14 protein-coding genes and 1 pseudogene are annotated in these 18,711 nt (G+C 40.4%); 11 read left to right on the top strand and 4 right to left on the bottom strand.

Annotation, left to right across the window (positions count from 1 at the left end):
• Positions 1 to 134: 134 nt before the first annotated feature.
• The gene (locus L655_RS0121745; protein ID WP_024606267.1) at positions 135 to 2,165 is read right to left on the bottom strand and encodes a BCCT family transporter; all 2,031 of its coding nucleotides are present in this window, start codon (positions 2,163 to 2,165) and stop codon (positions 135 to 137) included.
• 161 nt (positions 2,166 to 2,326) lie between these two features.
• Here L655_RS0121745 and L655_RS0121750 point away from each other — a divergent pair, with 161 nt between their 5' ends.
• Positions 2,327 to 3,325, top strand: coding sequence for a DUF2971 domain-containing protein (locus L655_RS0121750; protein ID WP_024596500.1), 999 nt, complete (start codon positions 2,327 to 2,329; stop codon positions 3,323 to 3,325).
• Positions 3,326 to 3,435: 110 nt separating this feature from the next.
• Here the strand turns inward: L655_RS0121750 and dapD are convergent, their stop codons facing one another.
• The 3 genes from dapD to map are packed head-to-tail and all read right to left on the bottom strand — an operon-like array spanning position 3,436 to position 7,707.
• Entirely contained in the window at positions 3,436 to 4,263 is an 828-nt protein-coding gene (dapD, locus tag L655_RS0121755; RefSeq protein WP_002958324.1) for a 2,3,4,5-tetrahydropyridine-2,6-dicarboxylate N-succinyltransferase, read from the bottom strand.
• 9 nt (positions 4,264 to 4,272) lie between these two features.
• Entirely contained in the window at positions 4,273 to 6,891 is a 2,619-nt protein-coding gene (gene glnD / locus L655_RS0121760) for a [protein-PII] uridylyltransferase (protein WP_002958323.1), read from the bottom strand.
• 30 nt (positions 6,892 to 6,921) lie between these two features.
• A complete protein-coding gene (gene map, locus L655_RS0121765) occupies positions 6,922 to 7,707 on the bottom strand; it encodes a type I methionyl aminopeptidase (protein ID WP_002958322.1) in 786 nt (261 codons plus the stop codon).
• A gap of 271 nt (positions 7,708 to 7,978) precedes the next feature.
• Here map and rpsB point away from each other — a divergent pair, with 271 nt between their 5' ends.
• The 10 genes and pseudogenes from rpsB (at position 7,979) to L655_RS0121815 (ending at position 18,704) form a co-directional block, all read left to right on the top strand.
• A complete protein-coding gene (gene rpsB, locus L655_RS0121770) occupies positions 7,979 to 8,707 on the top strand; it encodes a 30S ribosomal protein S2 (protein ID WP_024596499.1) in 729 nt (242 codons plus the stop codon).
• 104 nt (positions 8,708 to 8,811) lie between these two features.
• The gene (gene tsf, locus L655_RS0121775; RefSeq protein ID WP_002958320.1) at positions 8,812 to 9,663 is read left to right on the top strand and encodes a translation elongation factor Ts; all 852 of its coding nucleotides are present in this window, start codon (positions 8,812 to 8,814) and stop codon (positions 9,661 to 9,663) included.
• Between the two features lie 158 nt (positions 9,664 to 9,821).
• Positions 9,822 to 10,571 carry a UMP kinase gene (gene pyrH / locus L655_RS0121780; protein ID WP_024596498.1) on the top strand — a complete coding sequence of 250 codons (750 nt, stop codon included), beginning with the start codon at positions 9,822 to 9,824 and terminating at the stop codon, positions 10,569 to 10,571.
• A gap of 13 nt (positions 10,572 to 10,584) precedes the next feature.
• Positions 10,585 to 11,142, top strand: a complete 558-nt coding sequence (gene frr, locus L655_RS0121785; RefSeq protein WP_002958318.1) for a ribosome recycling factor — start codon at positions 10,585 to 10,587, stop codon at positions 11,140 to 11,142.
• A gap of 243 nt (positions 11,143 to 11,385) precedes the next feature.
• The gene (locus tag L655_RS0121790) at positions 11,386 to 12,165 is read left to right on the top strand and encodes an isoprenyl transferase (protein WP_024596497.1); all 780 of its coding nucleotides are present in this window, start codon (positions 11,386 to 11,388) and stop codon (positions 12,163 to 12,165) included.
• 19 nt (positions 12,166 to 12,184) lie between these two features.
• Positions 12,185 to 13,051 carry a phosphatidate cytidylyltransferase gene (locus L655_RS0121795; RefSeq protein ID WP_024606268.1) on the top strand — a complete coding sequence of 289 codons (867 nt, stop codon included), beginning with the start codon at positions 12,185 to 12,187 and terminating at the stop codon, positions 13,049 to 13,051.
• Positions 13,048 to 14,248: pseudogene (ispC, locus tag L655_RS01000000126035) on the top strand (1-deoxy-D-xylulose-5-phosphate reductoisomerase). Before L655_RS0121795 ends, ispC begins: the two are co-directional and overlap by 4 nt.
• Position 14,249: 1 nt before the next feature.
• Complete coding sequence (gene rseP / locus L655_RS0121805) at positions 14,250 to 15,602, top strand: sigma E protease regulator RseP (RefSeq protein ID WP_024606269.1); 1,353 nt, start codon at positions 14,250 to 14,252, stop codon at positions 15,600 to 15,602.
• Between the two features lie 100 nt (positions 15,603 to 15,702).
• Complete coding sequence (gene bamA / locus L655_RS0121810; protein ID WP_024606270.1) at positions 15,703 to 18,174, top strand: outer membrane protein assembly factor BamA; 2,472 nt, start codon at positions 15,703 to 15,705, stop codon at positions 18,172 to 18,174.
• A gap of 11 nt (positions 18,175 to 18,185) precedes the next feature.
• Positions 18,186 to 18,704 (top strand): OmpH family outer membrane protein, encoded by a 519-nt coding sequence (locus tag L655_RS0121815; RefSeq protein ID WP_024606271.1) that lies wholly within the window; start codon positions 18,186 to 18,188, stop codon positions 18,702 to 18,704.
• Positions 18,705 to 18,711 lie beyond the last annotated feature (7 nt).

An 18,711-nucleotide genomic window follows, 5' to 3' on the forward strand; every position in this document is an offset into this window, starting at 1 on the left:
AAGGATGGCTTAAGTTACAAGCCATCCTGGAAGGCTACGATTTAGCAAAATCTCTTGAGTCAGACTTGTGATCAAGAGACAGCTTTTCAGTGCCTTTTTTATTGCAATAATTGTGTATTAAATACGATGCTTATTTAAGGTTTATCGCTATTTAACATGTCATCGTGTTCGGCCATATCCCAAGGTAGTTCACCTGGGCTGTTACCTAAAAAGTGTAAGTAATTCTCAAATTGATCAAGAATATCCTTCACAATATCATCTTCACTGTAACCATACACATCGTAAGATTGCCCACCACGGCGTAAGAAAACATCAGCCTTGTAATACATTTCGATGTTATCAATCTCAGGTTTCAGCTCAGAATAGGCAAAGCTTGGCATAGGGTGTTCGGTTAGACGAATGTCATACACAAAATCAACATGCTCATGGCGTAGCACAGTTAAATGAGCACGGCCTAAGTCGGTATCAAAATCAACCTCTGCATGCCATTGTCGCGCTTTTAATTCAGCCTGAACGGCTTGCATTGCTTGTACTACCACACTACTAATGAAGGTGTGTACTTTTTCTTTATTGGGGTAATTAACCATGGCGGCTAAACGGCGCTTCCAATGAGATAAGTTAATATTACGGCCATTAAGCGCATGTGCTTGTAAACTAGTATCGCGATGGCCTTCAATGGTGAGTGCTCGCCAAAGCCCAGCGGTTGCAATAAGCATAATAATCGCAAAGGGTAAGGCACTGGCTATAGTCATAGTTTGTAGCGCACTTAACCCACCTGCCACTAATAAAACAGCAGCCACCGCGCCCTCTAGCACAGCCCAAAACACGCGTTGCCATGCGGGTGTATTAATATTACCTCCAGAGGCGAGAGAATCAATAACTAATGATCCTGAGTCAGACGAAGTAACAAAAAAGGTAATGATTAGAATAACGGTAAGTAGCGAAATAATAAATGATAACGGTAACACCTCAAATAACTGAAACAATGCAACAGCTTGGTTTGCTTGAACATCAGTAATTAAAGTATTGAACCCTTCATTCATTATTAGATTTAACGCGGTATCACCAAACACAGAAAACCATAAAAAGGTAAAAATAGTCGGGACTAGCATCACGCCAACAACAAATTGCCTGATGGTTCTGCCGCGGCTAATTTTAGCGATAAACATGCCAACAAAGGGTGCCCAAGCAATAGTCCAGCCAAATATAAATAGGGTCCAGTTACCAATCCAATCACTACGGCTGTACGCTTGTAAATTAAAAGTACGCTCAACAATACCGCTAAGGTAGCTGCCGGTATTTTGTAAAAACGATTCAAGAATATGAATAGTAGGGCCAATAAAAAATACAAAGGCCATTAACGACACTGCAAGAGTCATGTTTACAATAGATAAGCGCTTTACACCTTTATCCATCCCAGCCACTACTGAGAGAGTAGCTGCTGCGGTAATAATGGCAATAGCAGTAATTTGTACTGTGGTATTAATAGGGATACTTGGCCACAAATAATGCAGCCCAGCATTAATTTGGGTAACGGAAAGTCCTAACGTTGTGGCAATGCCAAATAACGTGCCTAATATGGCAAACACATCAACAGTGTGACCAATAGGACCATATATTTTATCACCAATAAGTGGATACAACGCTGAGCGAATCGACAGTGGGAGGCCATGACGAAATGCAAAATACGCAAGGACTAAACCGACAATCCCATAGATTGCCCATATGTGAAAACCCCAATGAAAAAATGCAATTTGCATAGCTTGCTTGGCAGCGTCGACGGTTTCTGCTGCGCCTGCGGGCGGAGATGCATAATGGAGCACGGGCTCTGCTACACCAAAATAAAGTAATGCGACTCCGTAACCGGCCGAAAATAGCATAGCAAACCATTCAGCGAAACTGTATTGCGGCTGCGCATGATCAGGGCCCAGCTTGATATTTCCCCAGCTGGAGGCTGCTACACAAACAATGAAAACTAAGAAAATAGCGACTGATAACATATAAAACCAACCAAAGGTTTCTGTTATCCACTTGAGGGTAACGCTGAATACTTGCCCTGCGAGTTCAGGGTTGCTAATTGTACCAATTACCAAGAGCAGAATAATAACCACTGCAGGTAAAAATACCGGTAGCAAAATAGTTGAGCGTAAAGCAGTTTTTGTCATATTAATCCTTAATATTAATTGCTAACTTTCAATTATACTTTACTACCTTATTATATCTTGGGTGTGTTGGCTAATTCAGTCTCTTGTTTAAGATTATCAAATTTTATTGTTGCCACTTATCAAGGTTAAACTAAAGATTAACATTACTTGGGATTTTAAATATGGAATATGTTTATCATTACACTTCTGCAGATGGTTTAAAGGGAATTTTAGAGAGCAAAAGTTTATGGGCTACTAACGCAGAGTATCTAAATGATTTTAGAGAAATAAAGCAAGGTATTGATAGAATAAAATCACTCAGAGGGAGTTTGTCTGAGTTTTCACAAATCAAACTCGAAGAAATTTATGCCAAACACAAAAATATACCTTTAGATGTTACCCAAAAAGAAATGCGAAGTAAGGACGTGCATCTCGCAAATCATTTTTTAAATTTTCTATGGAACATAATTGATAATAATACCATTGATGAAATTTATACCACTTCATTTACAACTAAGCGTGATAGCCTAAACCACTGGCTAACTTACGGGTCAGAGCAAACTTCATATTGCATAAAGTTTAATAAAGAAAAGCTATTTGATGATGAGTACTTTAGGCAAAGAAAACTTTTGAGTGGCTATGATGATGTTGATTACCAACCAACTGAGGAAATGCTTCATTCTTTAATTGAAGAACACTATCTGCCTGAGGTTTTAAGTTATGTGTTAGATCCAAATTTAAATGGAAATGACCTAAATGAAAAATGTGCTATTGCTGCAATTGAAATTTTTAATGAAGCGATTTTTAAGATTGCTAGCATAAAAGATCAAGCATTCGAATATGAAGAAGAGTATCGTTTTACTCTTTTTTACCCTGGTTTAGTCTCATTAAATGAAAATACTGAAAAGGGTTATTTTGATTTTATAGACTCCTCTAATATTGATTTTATAGAGCTTGAAAATGGAGTGAAAGAGTTTTTTCCTTTATGCTACAGAACCCTAAAGTCTGGCATTATAGCCCCATATAGAGCGATACCTTTTCCTAAAAATTCAATTGATGAAATTATAATAGGACCATCAGAAAATAATGAGTTAGCTGTTAAAGGCTTAAAGTCTTTTTTGAGTTCATTAAATTTTGATGTAGAAGTGTCTAGTACTAAAACTTCATTTAGAAGAATTTAAAAAAGCTCCAAACCAAAGGGCTTAGAGCTTTCTATATATAATTAAAGTTTAGCTAAAACACTTAACTTCAACGTATCGTTGGGTTTCGTTTCACTCAACCCAATCGACTATTACTCATCAATTGAGCGTAGTAGGGCGTTTATACCTACTTTTTCACGTGTTTGCTTATCTACTTTTTTTACGATGATTGCAGCGTATAGGCTGTGAGTACCATCTTTTGACGGTAGTGCGCCTGGTACAACTACTGCGCCTGCTGGTACGCGGCCGTAGTGAATTTCGCCAGTTTCGCGGTCATAAATACGAGTGCTTTGGCTGATGTAAACGCCCATTGAAATTACTGCGCCTTCTTCAACAATTACGCCTTCAACAATTTCAGAACGTGCGCCAATAAAGCAGTTGTCTTCAATGATAGTTGGATTAGCTTGTAGAGGCTCTAAAACGCCGCCTATGCCTACGCCACCTGATAAATGTACGTTCTTACCAATTTGTGCACATGAGCCTACAGTCGCCCATGTATCAACCATGGTGCCGTCGTCAACGTATGCGCCAATATTTACGTACGATGGCATAAGTACGACGTTTTTACCTACAAAGCTGCCTTTACGTGCTACTGCGTTTGGTACTACGCGCATACCACCTTGCTGAAATTGCTCTGGCGTGTAGTCGCTAAATTTAAGTGGTACTTTGTCGTAAAACTGGTTTACGCCGTCGTTCATTGGTTGGTTGTCGCGAATACGAAACGACAGTAAAACGGCTTTTTTAAGCCACTGGTGTACAACCCATTCACCTGATATTTTTTCAGCAACGCGTGCTGCGCCGCTATCAAGCAAATCAAGTGCATCAATAATGGCTTGTTTTACGTCGCTTGATACTGTGCTTGGGCTAATGCTATCGCGGTTGTCCCATGCGTTTTCGATCATCGTTTTTAAATCTGACATGTGTGTCCTCTATTCTGTTTCGGCGTTGAATTTTTTACGTAATGCCTGATGAATTTTTGCTTGCTCTTCATCAGTCAGCGCTTGGTATTCGTTATTAGATACAACAAAGAAATCCTCTGCACGTTCACCTACCGTTGTAATACGGGCAGCGTGAATGTGTAGTAAATGCGCTTGGAAAACTTCGGCTATTTTGGTTAGTAAACCTTGTATATCGACGGCTTGAATTTCTATTAAGCTACGGTCTTTGCGTGCATGTGGGCGCAACACAATTTTAGGTTTAATATTAAAATCTTTAAAGCGTTGAGAGCGGCTCTTTTTAAAGCGAATTTTTTTACGCGGATCGCTAAGTGCTTGCTCAAGCCCGCGTTTAATTGATTGCGCTCGACCACTTGCAATAGGGTCGCCACTTACTTCAAGTATTACAAAGCTAAACAGGACGTAACCATCTTTTGTGGTCAGTACTTGCGCGTGCTGTATTTGTGCTTTTTTAGAGCCAATTACACTCACTAATCTCGCAAAAAGCGCACCAGAGTAGGGGCTGTATACAAATACTTGTGTACCCCCATGCATTGCTTTGTTAGATACAATGACACTAGGTTGGCTTAAATCGGTGCTAGTTAATAAATGCTCACTTTGCCACGATATTTGCTGTTCGCTAAAGGCGGTAAAGTAGTTGGCTTTAAAGCGACTCCAAATTAAATCAATTTTATTCTCAGGGTAACCTAAGTTGAGTAGACGTTGTTTAGCTTGGTGCTTTTTATCGCGAATTTGGTCGCGCTGATCCATTGGGTTTTCAAGCCCTAAGCGTAATGCGCGCTGCGTGTGCAAGTACAATTCACGCAGTAGGGTGTTTTTCCAATCGTTCCATAAGTTGTCGTTGGTTGCACGGATGTCGGCAACGGTTAAACAATATAAATAGTCGAGTTGGCGCTCTGTTTTAATACGTGTTGCAAAGTCTTTTATTACAGCAGGGTCGTTAATATCTTTACGCTGCGCGGTAACCGACATAAGTAAATGGTTACTTACAAGCCATGCTACTAATTTTGCATCAGAGGATGAAAAACCATGTAGTTTAGCAAAGGCTATAGCATCAACAGCGCCAAGTTCAGAGTGATCTCCCCCTCGTCCCTTAGCAATGTCGTGAAATATACCGGCTAAATAAAGTAGCTCTGGTTTGTCCATTCGAGTGACTATTTCACTACAAATAGGAAACTCGCTAATGCCAGTTTTATCAAAGTATTCGTAAATATTTTTGATTAATTTGTGAGTATGCTCATCTACGGTGTAGGCGTGAAACAAATCGAACTGCATTTGTCCAAATATATTACGCCACTGCGGTAAGTAGGCGGCAAGCATGCCGTGCTTGTGCATTAACGTAAATGCGCGGCCCATACCATTAGGGTGTTTAACTAAGCGTAAAAAAGCTTCACGACAGGCTGCATAATCTTGTAAATCCCCCAATAAACGGCGGCGTACTTGGCGGATTGTACGAATAGTGCTTGGGTAAATATGCGTTATTGCAGGGTTGTCTGCTATGTGCTCAAACAATACAAAAAGTTGGTCACGTCTAAAAAATACAGATGGATCTTTTACGCGTATTTGATGGCCCACTTGCTCAAAGTTTCTGTCGAGTACTATCACCGTTTTTTCACTACTTTCGGGCATGATACTTTGCTCAAAGTATGAAAGTAGCATTTGGTTAAGTTCGCGCACGCGGCTCATTATTCTAAATAAGCGCTTCATCATACGCTCAACAGAGGCTTTACCGTCGCTACCAAAACCTAAAATTTCGGCGGCTTGTGGTTGATGATCAAACAATAAGCGGTTTTCAGCCCGACCTGCGGCTAGATGCAGTGCAAAGCGAATATTCCATAGGTTCTCTAGGCACTCTGAAAGCTCTTGAAACTCTTCATGGGTTAAGTAGCCGTGACTTATTAACTCTTGCAGGGTTTCGGTTCTAAAGTGCTTTTTTGCGACCCAAATAATGGTTTGCAAGTCGCGCAGGCCACCGGGGTTTTCTTTAATGTTTGGCTCAAGATTATACGCGGTGCCATGGCACTTTTTGTGACGTAAGTTTTGTTCTTGAACTTTGGCAGTAAAAAACTCACCGGAGCGCCATACGGGGGTTTCTAGAATATGCGTTTTGAGTTTTTCAAACTCAATATGATTACCAAAAATAAGGCGGCTTTCGAGTAAACTGGTGGCAAAAGTAACGTCTTCACGTTTTTGCTCAATGGCTTGTTCTATCGTGCGCACGCTGTGGCCAATCTCTAAGTTGAGATCCCATAGCATGGTGACAAACTGGCCTATTTTTTCGCATATTTCTTCGCTTGGTGGTTTAGTTACAAGCAATAAAAAATCGATGTCGGAGTAGGGATGTAGCTCGCCACGTCCGTATCCGCCTACTGCTATTAGTGCTAAATCAGGTTCGCGCGCTAAGTCGTAAACATGAAAAAGCTTAATTAGTAGGCGGTCAATAAACTCAGCCCGGGCATTAATTAAATTCCCAACCGGTTGTTTAGAAAATTCGTTATGTAACCATTTATAAAAATAGCTAGAACAATCGCGATAATCACTAAGTTGCTCTGCATCGCTGAGCAACTTTTTTACTTTGTTGGGTAATGCCACGTGGGCTGGCTCCTAATTTCTTATTTATTATTAGTGTTCTATGATCCTGTCGATAGTATCATCTGATCGTAGCGTTAAAATTTCAACACCATTTTCAGTCACTAATAAAGTATGTTCCCACTGTGCAGACAAGCTGCGGTCGCGAGTTACTACAGTCCAATCATCTTTAAGTAGCTTACATTGGCGTTTACCCGCATTAACCATTGGTTCAATTGTTAAGCACATGCCCGCTTTTAAAGTTTCGCCAGTACCCGCTTTACCGTAGTGCATTACTTGTGGTTCTTCATGAAATCCTGCGCCAATACCGTGGCCGCAATATTCACGAACAATAGAGTAATTAAAACTTTCTGCATATTTTTGAATAGCAGAGCCAATATCACCTAAGCGCACACCTGGTTTTACCATTTTAATAGCAAGGTATAAGCTTTCTTGTGTTACTTCTGCAAGACGCTTAGCTTGGATGTTTGGTGTACCAACGTGGAACATTTTAGAAGTATCGCCGTGGTAGCCATCTTTAATGACAGTTACGTCAATATTTACGCTGTCGCCTTCTTTTAATGCTTTGTCATTTGGAATTCCGTGACAAATAACATGATTAACTGACGTACAAACTGATTTTGGAAAGCCATGATAATTTAACGGAGCAGGGATTGCTTGTTGCACATTAACAATATAATCATGACAAAGTGTATTTAGCTCATCGGTGGTAACACCCGGCACTACATGAGGGCCGATCATTTCAAGTACATCGGCCGCTAAGCGCCCAGCTACGCGCATTTTCTCTATTTCTTCAGGGGTCTTGATAATAGCGCTCATTGAGGCTCCAAAGTTGAGTTTCTAACATTTATCGCCGAACAAATTTTGCACGCGACGTTGAGTATTTAATTTTAATATGGTATAAAGCGCGCCGTCTTTTTACAAATAAATTCTTAAATGATTTTTTGTATTTAAGGCAAACACAATTTTATTTTAACACACACACGTATCGTCACATACACTTGGGTGCATTTGAAGTTTAATTACTTCGGTGTTGGTGCTATGGGATATGTGGAGGCCTAACCCTAAACAACTATAGAGGATCTATAAAATGGCAAACGTTTCAATGCGCGATATGCTTCAAGCTGGTGTTCACTTTGGTCACCAAGCACGTTACTGGAACCCTAAGATGAAGCCTTTCATCTTCGGCACACGTAACCGTGTACATATCATCAACCTTGAGCAAACTGTACCAATGTTCAACGACGCACTTAAGTTTTTATCAAGTGCTGCAGCTAACAAAGGTAAAGTTCTTTTCGTTGGTACTAAGCGCGCAGCAAGCGACGCAGTTAAAGCAGCTGCTTTAGAAAGCGATCAGTTCTTCGTAAATCACCGTTGGTTAGGTGGTATGTTGACTAACTGGAAAACTGTACGTCAATCAATCAAGCGTCTTAAAGACCTTGAAGTACAAAGCCAAGACGGTACTTTCGAGAAATTAACTAAGAAAGAAACGTTAATGCTTAACCGCGAAATGGAAAAGCTTGAAAAGAGCCTTGGTGGTATCAAAAACATGGGCGGTCTTCCAGACGCGCTTTTCGTTATCGATGCTGACCACGAGCACATTGCTATCCGTGAAGCAAACAACCTAGGTATCCCTGTTGTTGCAATCGTTGATACTAACTCTAACCCAGACGGCGTTGATTACATCGTTCCTGGTAACGATGATGCTATCCGTGCTGTAAGCCTTTACACTAGCGCTGTTGCAGCTGCTATCACTGAAGGTCGCGAGAATAACATCGTTGCTCAAGCTGAGAAAGACGATTTCGTTGAAGCTGAGTAATTAGCTATCATCAAGTCTTCATCTTTTTAAGGTGAAGACTTGTTATTCTTGTAGAGCGGGTAACCCGCTTATCTAAACCAGATTTCAGATTTGAGGATTTACTAATGGCTGTAACTACTGCCCTAGTTAAAGAATTACGCGAGCGCACAGGCGCTGGCATGATGGATTGTAAAAAAGCGTTAACTGAGACTGATGGCGACATCGAGTTAGCGATTGAAAACATGCGTAAAAGTGGCGCTGCTAAAGCTGCTAAAAAAGCAGGTAACATTGCTGCTGAAGGTACTATCATCATCAAGCAAAACGCTGGTGTTGCAGTACTAGTAGAAGTTAACTGTCAAACAGACTTCGTTGCAAAAGACGTAAGCTTTTTAGCATTTGCTGATAAAGTTGCTGAAGCTGCAATTGCTGACACTCTTACTATTGAAGACTTACAAGCTAAGTTTGAAGAAGACCGTGTTGAGCTAGTAACTAAAATTGGCGAAAACATCAACGTACGTCGTCTGCAGTACATCGCTGGTGAAAACCTAGTTGAGTACCGTCATGGCGACCGTATCGGTGTTGTTGTTGCAGGTGTTGCTGATGAAGAAACACTTAAGCACGTTGCAATGCACGTTGCTGCTTCACGTCCAGAGTACTTAACTCCTTCTGACGTACCAGCTGACGTTGTAGAAAAAGAAAAGCAAGTACAAATCGAAATCGCTATGAATGAAGGCAAGCCTGCTGAAATCGCTGAGAAGATGGTTGTTGGTCGCATGAAAAAATTCACTGGTGAGGTTTCTCTTACTGGTCAAGCTTTCATCATGGAACCTAAAAAATCTGTTGGCGATATTCTTAAAGAGAAAAACGCAACAGTTACTGGCTTTGTACGTGTAGAAGTTGGTGAAGGTATCGAGAAGAAAGAAGAAGATTTTGCTGCTGAAGTTGCTGCTCAAATTGCAGCTGCTAAAGGTCAGTAAGATTAACTATTTGTGATGCAAAAGGAAATTAGATGCAATTAAAGTACTATTTGGTTTTGCTTCACAGCTAGAAATTCTTTAAAATAACCGCGCTTTTATGTTTAACATAAGCGCGGTTATTTTTTATCCATAATTCAATAAAAGTTGGCCCCTATACTATGACTATCAATCGCAAACCTATTTTTAGACGTGTTCTTCTCAAATTAAGTGGTGAAGCTTTAATGGGAGACGAAGGCTTCGGCATCGACCCTAAAGTTTTAGACCGTATGGCACAAGAAATTAAAGAGCTAGTAGAGCTTGACGTAGAAGTGGGTTTAGTTATTGGTGGAGGTAACTTTTTACGCGGTGGTTCACTTGCAGAAGCCGGTATGAACCGCGTAGTAGGCGACCACATGGGTATGCTTGCAACGGTTATGAATGGCCTTGCAATGCGTGATGCGCTACACCGTGCATTTGTAAACTGTCGTTTAATGTCGGCTATTCCGCTAAATGGTGTATGTGACGCTTATAACTGGGCTGAAGCAATTAGTTTATTGAAAACTGGCCGCGTTGTTATTTTTGCAGCGGGCACCGGTAACCCATTTTTTACTACCGATTCTGCAGCGTGTTTACGCGGTATCGAAATTGAAGCGGATACAGTAATTAAAGCGACTAAAGTGGATGGCGTGTACAGTGATGATCCTGTTAAAAACCCAGAAGCGACGCTTTACAGCCACTTAAGCTACAATGAAATCATTGAAAAAGAATTAAAAGTTATGGATTTAGCGGCATTTACTCTAGCCCGCGATCACAATATGCCATTGAGCGTATTTAATATGAATAAATCAGGCGCGCTAAAACGCGTAATTATGGGTGAAGAAGAAGGAACACTTATTTCTTCACAAGCCTCAGATGAAATAATCAAATAATTAGGATTAAACCGTGATTAACGATATTCAAAAAGACGCGCAAGCGCGCATGCAAAAAAGTGTAACTGCACTAGGTAGCCAATTATCTAAAATTCGTACTGGCCGTGCACATCCTGCAATCCTAGATGGCATTATGGTGTCGTACTACGGTGCACCAACGCCTTTAAACCAAGTTGCTAACGTAACAATTGAAGATTCTCGTACACTTGCTATTGGTGTATTTGATAAGTCTTTAGCGCAAGCTGTTGAAAAAGCAATTATGGCGTCTGACTTAGGTTTAAACCCTATGTCGGCAGGTACTGTTATTCGTGTACCACTTCCTCCACTTACAGAAGAACGTCGTAAAGACCTAATCAAAATTGTACGTGGCGAAGTTGAAGGCGGTCGTGTTGCTATTCGTAACATTCGTCGTGATGCTAATGGCGATGTAAAAGGTTTATTAAAAGATAAAGAAATATCTGAAGATGAAGCGCGTCAATCAGATGATGCGATTCAAAAACTTACAGATAAGTTTATCAAAGAAATGGATACGCTATTAGCTGCTAAAGAAGCAGAGTTAATGGAAATCTAAGTAGGGCCTGTTTATCTTTTAAGGTAGAGTTTGCAGTAGTGTGTTTGGTTTTAAGGCAAGGCAGAGCCTACGTAGTGAGGTTATTCCCCATTATTAGGCGATAGCAATGCATAAAATCTAAAAACGCGCTGCCCAAAGGGTTCTGCCTAGATTGAATAAATTACAATCCTGAAAGGTCGACAGGACCTATTAAAATTATTAGTTTTGAAACGCCGTCTAGGGTATACTAGGCGGCGTTTTTTTATGGAATACTCGATATTTATGGTTCTAGATGCTGACACAATTTCACAGCAATGTTTACCTAAACATGTTGCTATCATCATGGATGGGAACGGACGTTGGGCACAAGCTAGAAATAGACCTCGTGTGTATGGGCATAAAAAAGGCGTAGACGCAGTTCGTCAATCTGTTCAGTTTTGTACTAAATTAGGGATACAATCGTTAACCTTATTTGCTTTTAGTAGTGAAAACTGGCGCCGCCCTGAAGACGAAGTAAACACTTTAATGGAGCTTTTCTTATTTGTTTTAACAAAGGAAGTTAAAAAGCTTCATAAAAACAATGTAAAACTGACCATTATTGGAGATTTATCACGATTTTCTGAAGGATTACGTAGCAAGGTAGACGCTGCGCATAAGCTGACTGAAAATAATACCGGATTGCGCTTAAATGTTGCAGCTAATTACGGTGGTCGTTGGGATATGGCTAACGCGGCTAAACAACTTGCTTTGCAAGTTGCGCAAGGCACACTCAACGCAGAAGATATTACAGAAGAGCGCTTAGCACAGCATATGAGCATGGCAGATCAGGCTGAACCTGATTTACTTATTCGCACTGGTGGCGATGTTCGTATTAGTAATTTTTTACTATGGCAAGTTGCTTATGCAGAACTTTACTTTACCGAGACACTTTGGCCTGATTTTAATGAAGCAGCATTTGCTGAGGCTATAGCGTGTTACGTTGCCAGAGAGCGACGTTTTGGTTGTACGGGCGAACAAATAAAACAATTACTCGCTCAAACCTAAATAGAATAAGGGTCACATTTTGTTAAAACAACGAATTTTAACCTCACTTGTGCTTGCACCATCGGCATTAGCTTTGGTTTTTTATACACCGCTTACGTTATTTAGTTACTTTGCCGGTGCAATAGTATTATTAGGCGCATGGGAATGGTCTGCGTTTATGGGTTTATGCGATAAGCTCAAACGTGGTGCTTTTGTTGTATTGATTGCAGCCTTACTTGGCCTGCTTAATTTACATTGGCCTATTGAATCACTATGGGAAAATGGCAAGCTAGTAGGTGATGCAAATTACGTATTTACGCTTTCGTTTGCTTGGTGGATTGTTGCTAGTTATTTAATTTGGCGCTATCCAGAAATGGCTAAAGCGTGGAATGAAGGTTTAGTAATGCGCGGCATTGCAGGGCTACTCACACTTGTGCCGTTATGGCTTGCACTAAATACGCTGCGCAGTGCGCAATATGCTGAATCAACACATTTTGGCTCTGTACTTATTTTAGTCGTATTGGGTATAGTGTGGAGTGCAGACGTTGGTGCTTATTTTTCAGGTAAGAGCTTTGGTAAGCATAAACTTATGCCAAAAGTGAGCCCTAATAAAACAATTGAAGGGTTAGCAGGCGGTGTAGTCGCTTCTATCATTTTTGTTTTAGCATTTTGTCACTTTACCGATGTTGACTTAGGTGTTTGGCCTATCTACGCGATAATGACTGCATTTATTGCATTGTTCTCTGCGGTAGGTGATTTACTTGAAAGCATGTTTAAACGTGAAGCCGGTTTAAAAGATAGCGGCCGTTGTTTACCAGGGCACGGCGGTATTCTAGATCGCATTGACAGCTTAACGGCTGCAGCTCCAATGTTTGTAATGTGCTATGCGTGGACTCTTAGTTTATGAGCCAAAAGCAATTGCTGGTTATTTTAGGCGCAACAGGTTCAATTGGTTTAAATACACTAGATGTTGTATCGCGCAATAAAGATTTGTTTGATGTTTTTGTTTTAGCTGCAGGGCAAAACGCAAAGAAAATGGCTGAGCTGTGTATTGAACACGAACCACTTTATGCGATTATGGCTANAAGCCGCTGAGCAGCTATCTGCTTATTTAGCTAATACACCATGCCAAACGCTTGTTATGCACGGCGAGCAAGCAATGTGCGACTTATGTGCTCACCCAGATGTTGATGTCGTGATGTCGGCAATTGTAGGTGCAGCTGGTTTACTGCCAACATTAAGTGCAGTAGAAGCAGGTAAAAAAGTACTCCTTGCTAATAAAGAATCGTTAGTTATGTCAGGTCAGTTGTTTATTGATAAAGTTAAACAACATAAAGCGACCTTGCTGCCAATTGATAGCGAACATAATGCTATTTTTCAATGTCTACCTTCTTCGTTACAAAATGCCAAAGGCGATCAAAATTTACAGCAACATGGCGTAAGTAAAATTTTGCTAACCGGTTCTGGTGGCCCGTTTTTAACGCGCGATATAAACACACTAAAAGATGTAACTGTAAGTGAAGCCGTGGCGCATCCTAACTGGTCGATGGGTAAAAAAATATCAGTAGACTCGGCCACTATGATGAATAAAGGCTTAGAGTTTATTGAAGCTAAGTGGTTATTCAATTGCGACACCAGTGATATAGACGTAGTGATTCATCCACAAAGTATTATTCACTCAATGGTGCAGTATCACGATGGTTCTATTTTAGCGCAAATGGGTAACCCTGATATGCGCACGCCAATTGCCCATGCACTTGCATACCCGGAGCGAATTAATGCAGGCGTTAAACCGTTAAACTTCTCTGATATATGTGATTTCTCATTCACCAAGCCTGACTTTTCTCGCTATCCAAATTTACAATTAGCGATTGATGCGTGTAGTGCAGGGCAGGGCGCGACTACAACGGTTAATGCTGCAAATGAGATAGCAGTAAGTGCATTCTTAAACGGTAAAATTGGTTTTACTGATATATACAAAATAAATGCACAAACGCTTGAAGCTGCAACGTATACCAATGTACAAAGCTTAGATGAAATTTTAGAGTGCGATAAATTAGCGCGTATTAGCGCTTCAGAATTTATAACAAAAGTGGCGCATTAATATGTTTGATTTTTTTTGGAATCTTGGCTCATTTATTTTAGCGCTTGGTATTTTAGTGGCCATACATGAATATGGCCATTTTTGGGTTGCACGAAAAATGGGCGTTAAAGTGCTGCGTTTTTCAATTGGCTTTGGTAAGCCATTGTTAAAATGGCACGATAAATATAATACCGAATATGTGATTGCGGCTATTCCATTAGGCGGTTATGTAAAAATGCTTGATGAGCGTGTTGATGACGTGCCGGCAAACCAACGTCACTTGTCGTTTAACGCTAAATCTGTACAAGCACGTATTGCCATAGTTGCAGCGGGTCCAATGGCCAACTTTTTGTTTGCCATTTTTGCTCTTGCTGTAATGTATATGGTGGGTGTGCAGTCGGTAAAGCCTGTGGTAGGTAGCATTACCGAGGGTAGCCGGGCAGAGCAAGCGGGCATTATGCCTTCTCAACATATTATAAAAATTGGTGATGATGATATAACGACATGGCAAGATGCCACGTTTGCACTTATGTCTAATTTAGGTGAAGAAAGCGTTGAAGTGATAGTGCGCGATAAAAACCTTCAACCACGTGTTAAAACGCTTAATTTAGAGGGGTGGAAACTAGAACAGCAAGACGTGCCACCACTAAGCTCGTTAGGTATTGTACCGTTTAGACCTCAAGCCACTTTAACAATTGCCGCCGTAACTAAAGACTCAGCTGCAGAACACGCTAATTTACAAGTTAATGACAAAATTTTGGCTGTAAACGGTGAAACAATAAGCAATTGGCAGCAATTAGTTAATCTTATTACGCAATCAGCTAACAAATCTTTACAATTTAGTGTAAAAAGACAAGATACTATAAAAGCCATTACAGTAACCCCTAAAGGGCGCATTGATAATAACGGTATTGAGCAAGGCTTTTTAGGCGTTGCTCCTGTTGTACAGCAATGGCCTGATGGTTATGTAGAGACTAGACATTACGGCCCGCTCGATAGTATCGTGCGAGGCACAAAAGAAACGTGGCGCTTAATTACACTCAGTTTTGACATGATTGGTAATTTAATTACAGGCCAGGTTTCGGTTAAGAATTTAAGTGGCCCTGTGGGCATTGCAGTAGGCGCTGGAACTAGCGTAAGCTATGGGTTAGTGGCCTTTTTAAGCTTTTTAGCCTTAATAAGCGTTAACTTGGGTGTATTTAATTTATTACCCTTACCAGTGCTTGATGGTGGACACTTAATGTATTACATAATTGAACTTTTTCGTAAAAAGCCGGTCTCTGAAAAGACACAAGAGTTTGGTTTTAAAGTGGGCGCCTTGTTGCTCATTTTTCTAACATGTTTCGCTTTGTTCAATGATGTATCGCGTTTGTAGTTTTACAGCGTGGCAAATTACTAATTAGAACACGATTGTAAAGCACCACTTTAGTAGGGTGTTATGCGGTAATACAGTTGTAAAGGATAAAGATAATAAAATGGCTATAAAAAAACATTTGGCAGTAACAAGTTTATTGGGTGCAAGTTTTGCAGCCCTAGGCCAAAACTCCTTTATTGTTGAAGACCTGAAAGTTGAAGGTTTGCAGCGTGTAGCACTTGGTGCAGCGCTAACACATATTCCTATTAACGTAGGCGATAATGTTGATGACTATACGATTTCAAAAACAATAAAGTCACTTTATCGTTCTGGGCACTTTGATAACATAAAAGCCCTTCGTGATGGCAACAACGTTATTTTTAAAGTAACGGAACGTCCTACCATCAGCTTCATTGAGTTTGAAGGCAATAAAGACATTAAAGACGAGCAGCTTAATGAGTCTCTTGATCAGCAAGATATTCGACAAGGTGAACCACTTGATAAAACCGTTATCGATAGTATCGAAAAGGGCTTAGTTGAGTTTTTCCACAGTATTGGTAAATACAACGCTAAAGTAGATATCAGTATTACTAAGTTGCCTCGTAACCGCGTTAAACTTAAATTAGAGTTTGATGAAGGTGATGCAGCTTCTATCCGACAAATTAACTTAGTGGGTAATGAACTTTTTTCTAATGAAGAGCTTCTTAAACTTGCTGAATCGCAGCAAGATTTACCTTGGTGGCAGTTTATGGGTAGCGATCGCTACCAAAAGCAAACCATTGAAGGCGATTTAGAAAAAATTCGTAGTTATTATTTAGACCGTGGTTACCTACGTTTTAATATCGATTCAACGCAAGTATCAGTGAGCCCTGAACGTGAATCAGTTTACGTTACAGCTAACTTAACTGAAGGCGTAAAATATACCGTTAAAGGCTTTGACTTTATTGGTGACTTGCTTGGCCGTGAAGACTTAATTAAAAGTGTTATCCCACTTAGAGCGGGTGAGCTTTATAACGGTTCTGTAGTTACTTCGTCAGAAGAATTTATTAAAAGCTACTTAGCACGTTTTGGTTACGCTAATGCTGAAGTTCGTACAATTCCAGAAATTGACGACGAAAAGCAAGAAGTACAACTAACACTATCGGTTAATCCAGGTAAGCGTGTATATGTTCGTCGTATTATTGTTGGTGGTAACCAAAATACAGCTGATGAAGTACTTCGCCGTGAAATGACACAACTTGAAGGTGCCTGGTTATCTAATCAAAACCTTGAGCGTTCAAAACTACAAATTCAACGTTTGCCTTACATGGAAACTGTTGATTTTAACGTAGTGCCTGTACCCGGTGTGGATGACCAAGTAGATGTAGACTTTACTGTAAAAGAGCAATCTGCAGGTAGCTTTAATGCTGGTCTTGCTTATGGTTCTTACTTAGGTCTGCAGTTTAATATTGGTGTAACAGAATCTAACTTTTTAGGCACAGGTAACCAAATTGGTTTAAACCTTAATACCTCTACAGGTTCTGAAAGCTTAAGCTTATCGTACACAGACCCATACTTTACGCCAGATGGTGTATCGCAAGGCAGTAGCATCTTTTACAGAAACTACGATGCAAGTAAATTTAGCCTTGTTGAGTACAAATCAAAAAGTTATGGTTTAGGCACAAATATTGGTTTTCCAATTGATGCTGTAAATCGTGTTAACTTTGGCGCTCGTTGGATAAAAGAAGAGCTTTCGGATATTGCAGAGTACGAGCAAACGCGTGTACTTCGTGAAACATTCTTAGATCCAGACAACCCAGATGCAGGCTTTGACTTTACTAAGTACGAGCTGAGTGTTGGTTGGTCGCGTATTACTGTTAACCGTGGTTTATTCCCAACAGCGGGTTCGCGTCAAACTCTAAATTTAACAGCAACAACGCCTAACTCAGATCTTCAGTACTTTAAACTGAATTACGATTCGCGTTTTTACTGGCCTATATCAAATGACCACCGTTGGGTATTCTCAACCCGTGCAGCACTTGGTTATGGTAATGGTTATGGTTCTACAAACGGGTATGAGCAAACACTTCCATTCCAAGAATACTTCCGTATAACGGAAATGGAACTTCGTGGCTTTGACCGTAATACAATATTACCACGTGCTGTATCGCGTATACCGCAGTCTATTCCAGGTACGCCAGGTGCAGACGGTACTACAACCGGTAGCATTGGTGGCGCATCAGAATTTGATATTCTAGTGCCGCAAGGCCGTATTGGTGGTAATGCTAAAGCAGTGGCAGGTATGGAGCTAATTGTTCCTACGCCATTCTTAGATGAAGAAAATACCAGCTCTGTACGTACGAGCTTCTTTGTTGATGCAGCAAATGTATGGGATACAGAGTTTAATGTAGACCGTTTCCAAAACTTAGCACCTGATGAGCGTGCTAAATTAGATGACTATTCAGACCCTATGCGCTTTAGGGTGTCAACCGGTCTTTCATTACAGTGGATCTCTCCAATGGGTCCAATGCTGATCAGTTTTGCGTATCCATTGCAAAAAGAAGAAGATGACGATACGAAAACCATCAGCTTTAACATTAGTAACACTTTTTAAAGGAGTTTTTTATGACTAAATTATTTAAATCAACGGCAGTAGCTGTTCTAGCAACGTTATTGATGGGTACTTCTGCGAGTGCACTTGCACATAAAGTAGGTATTGTTGATATGCAAGAAATCTACAAGCAAATACCTCAAATGGCTAAAATTGAACAGTCTTTACAAACTGAGTTTGCTGAGCGCCGTCAAGAGCTTGAAAAGCTACAAGGCGATATTCGTTTTGAAGCTGAAAAATTTAAACGTGAAAGTACCACTATGAGCCAAGCTCAAAAAGATACATTACGTGAAAAAATTCAGGGCATGCAAAAAAATCTTGCTGAACAAGGCCGTCCTTTAGAGCAAGAAATCAAAGCGCGCCAAAACCAAGAGCTTGCTAAAGTTCAAGGTGTGATCATCAAAACAATTGAAGAAATTGCTAAAGACGGCGACTTTGACGAAGTTAAAGTAAAAGACACAACAATTTACTTTAACCCTAAAGAAGTAACTGATCTTTCGTCTAAAGTTGTAGCCGCAGTTAGTAAGAAATAATCACTCT

Origin of the sequence: Pseudoalteromonas sp. TAE79, assembly GCF_000498015.1 — a bacterium.
Lineage (GTDB): Bacteria > Pseudomonadota > Gammaproteobacteria > Enterobacterales > Alteromonadaceae > Pseudoalteromonas.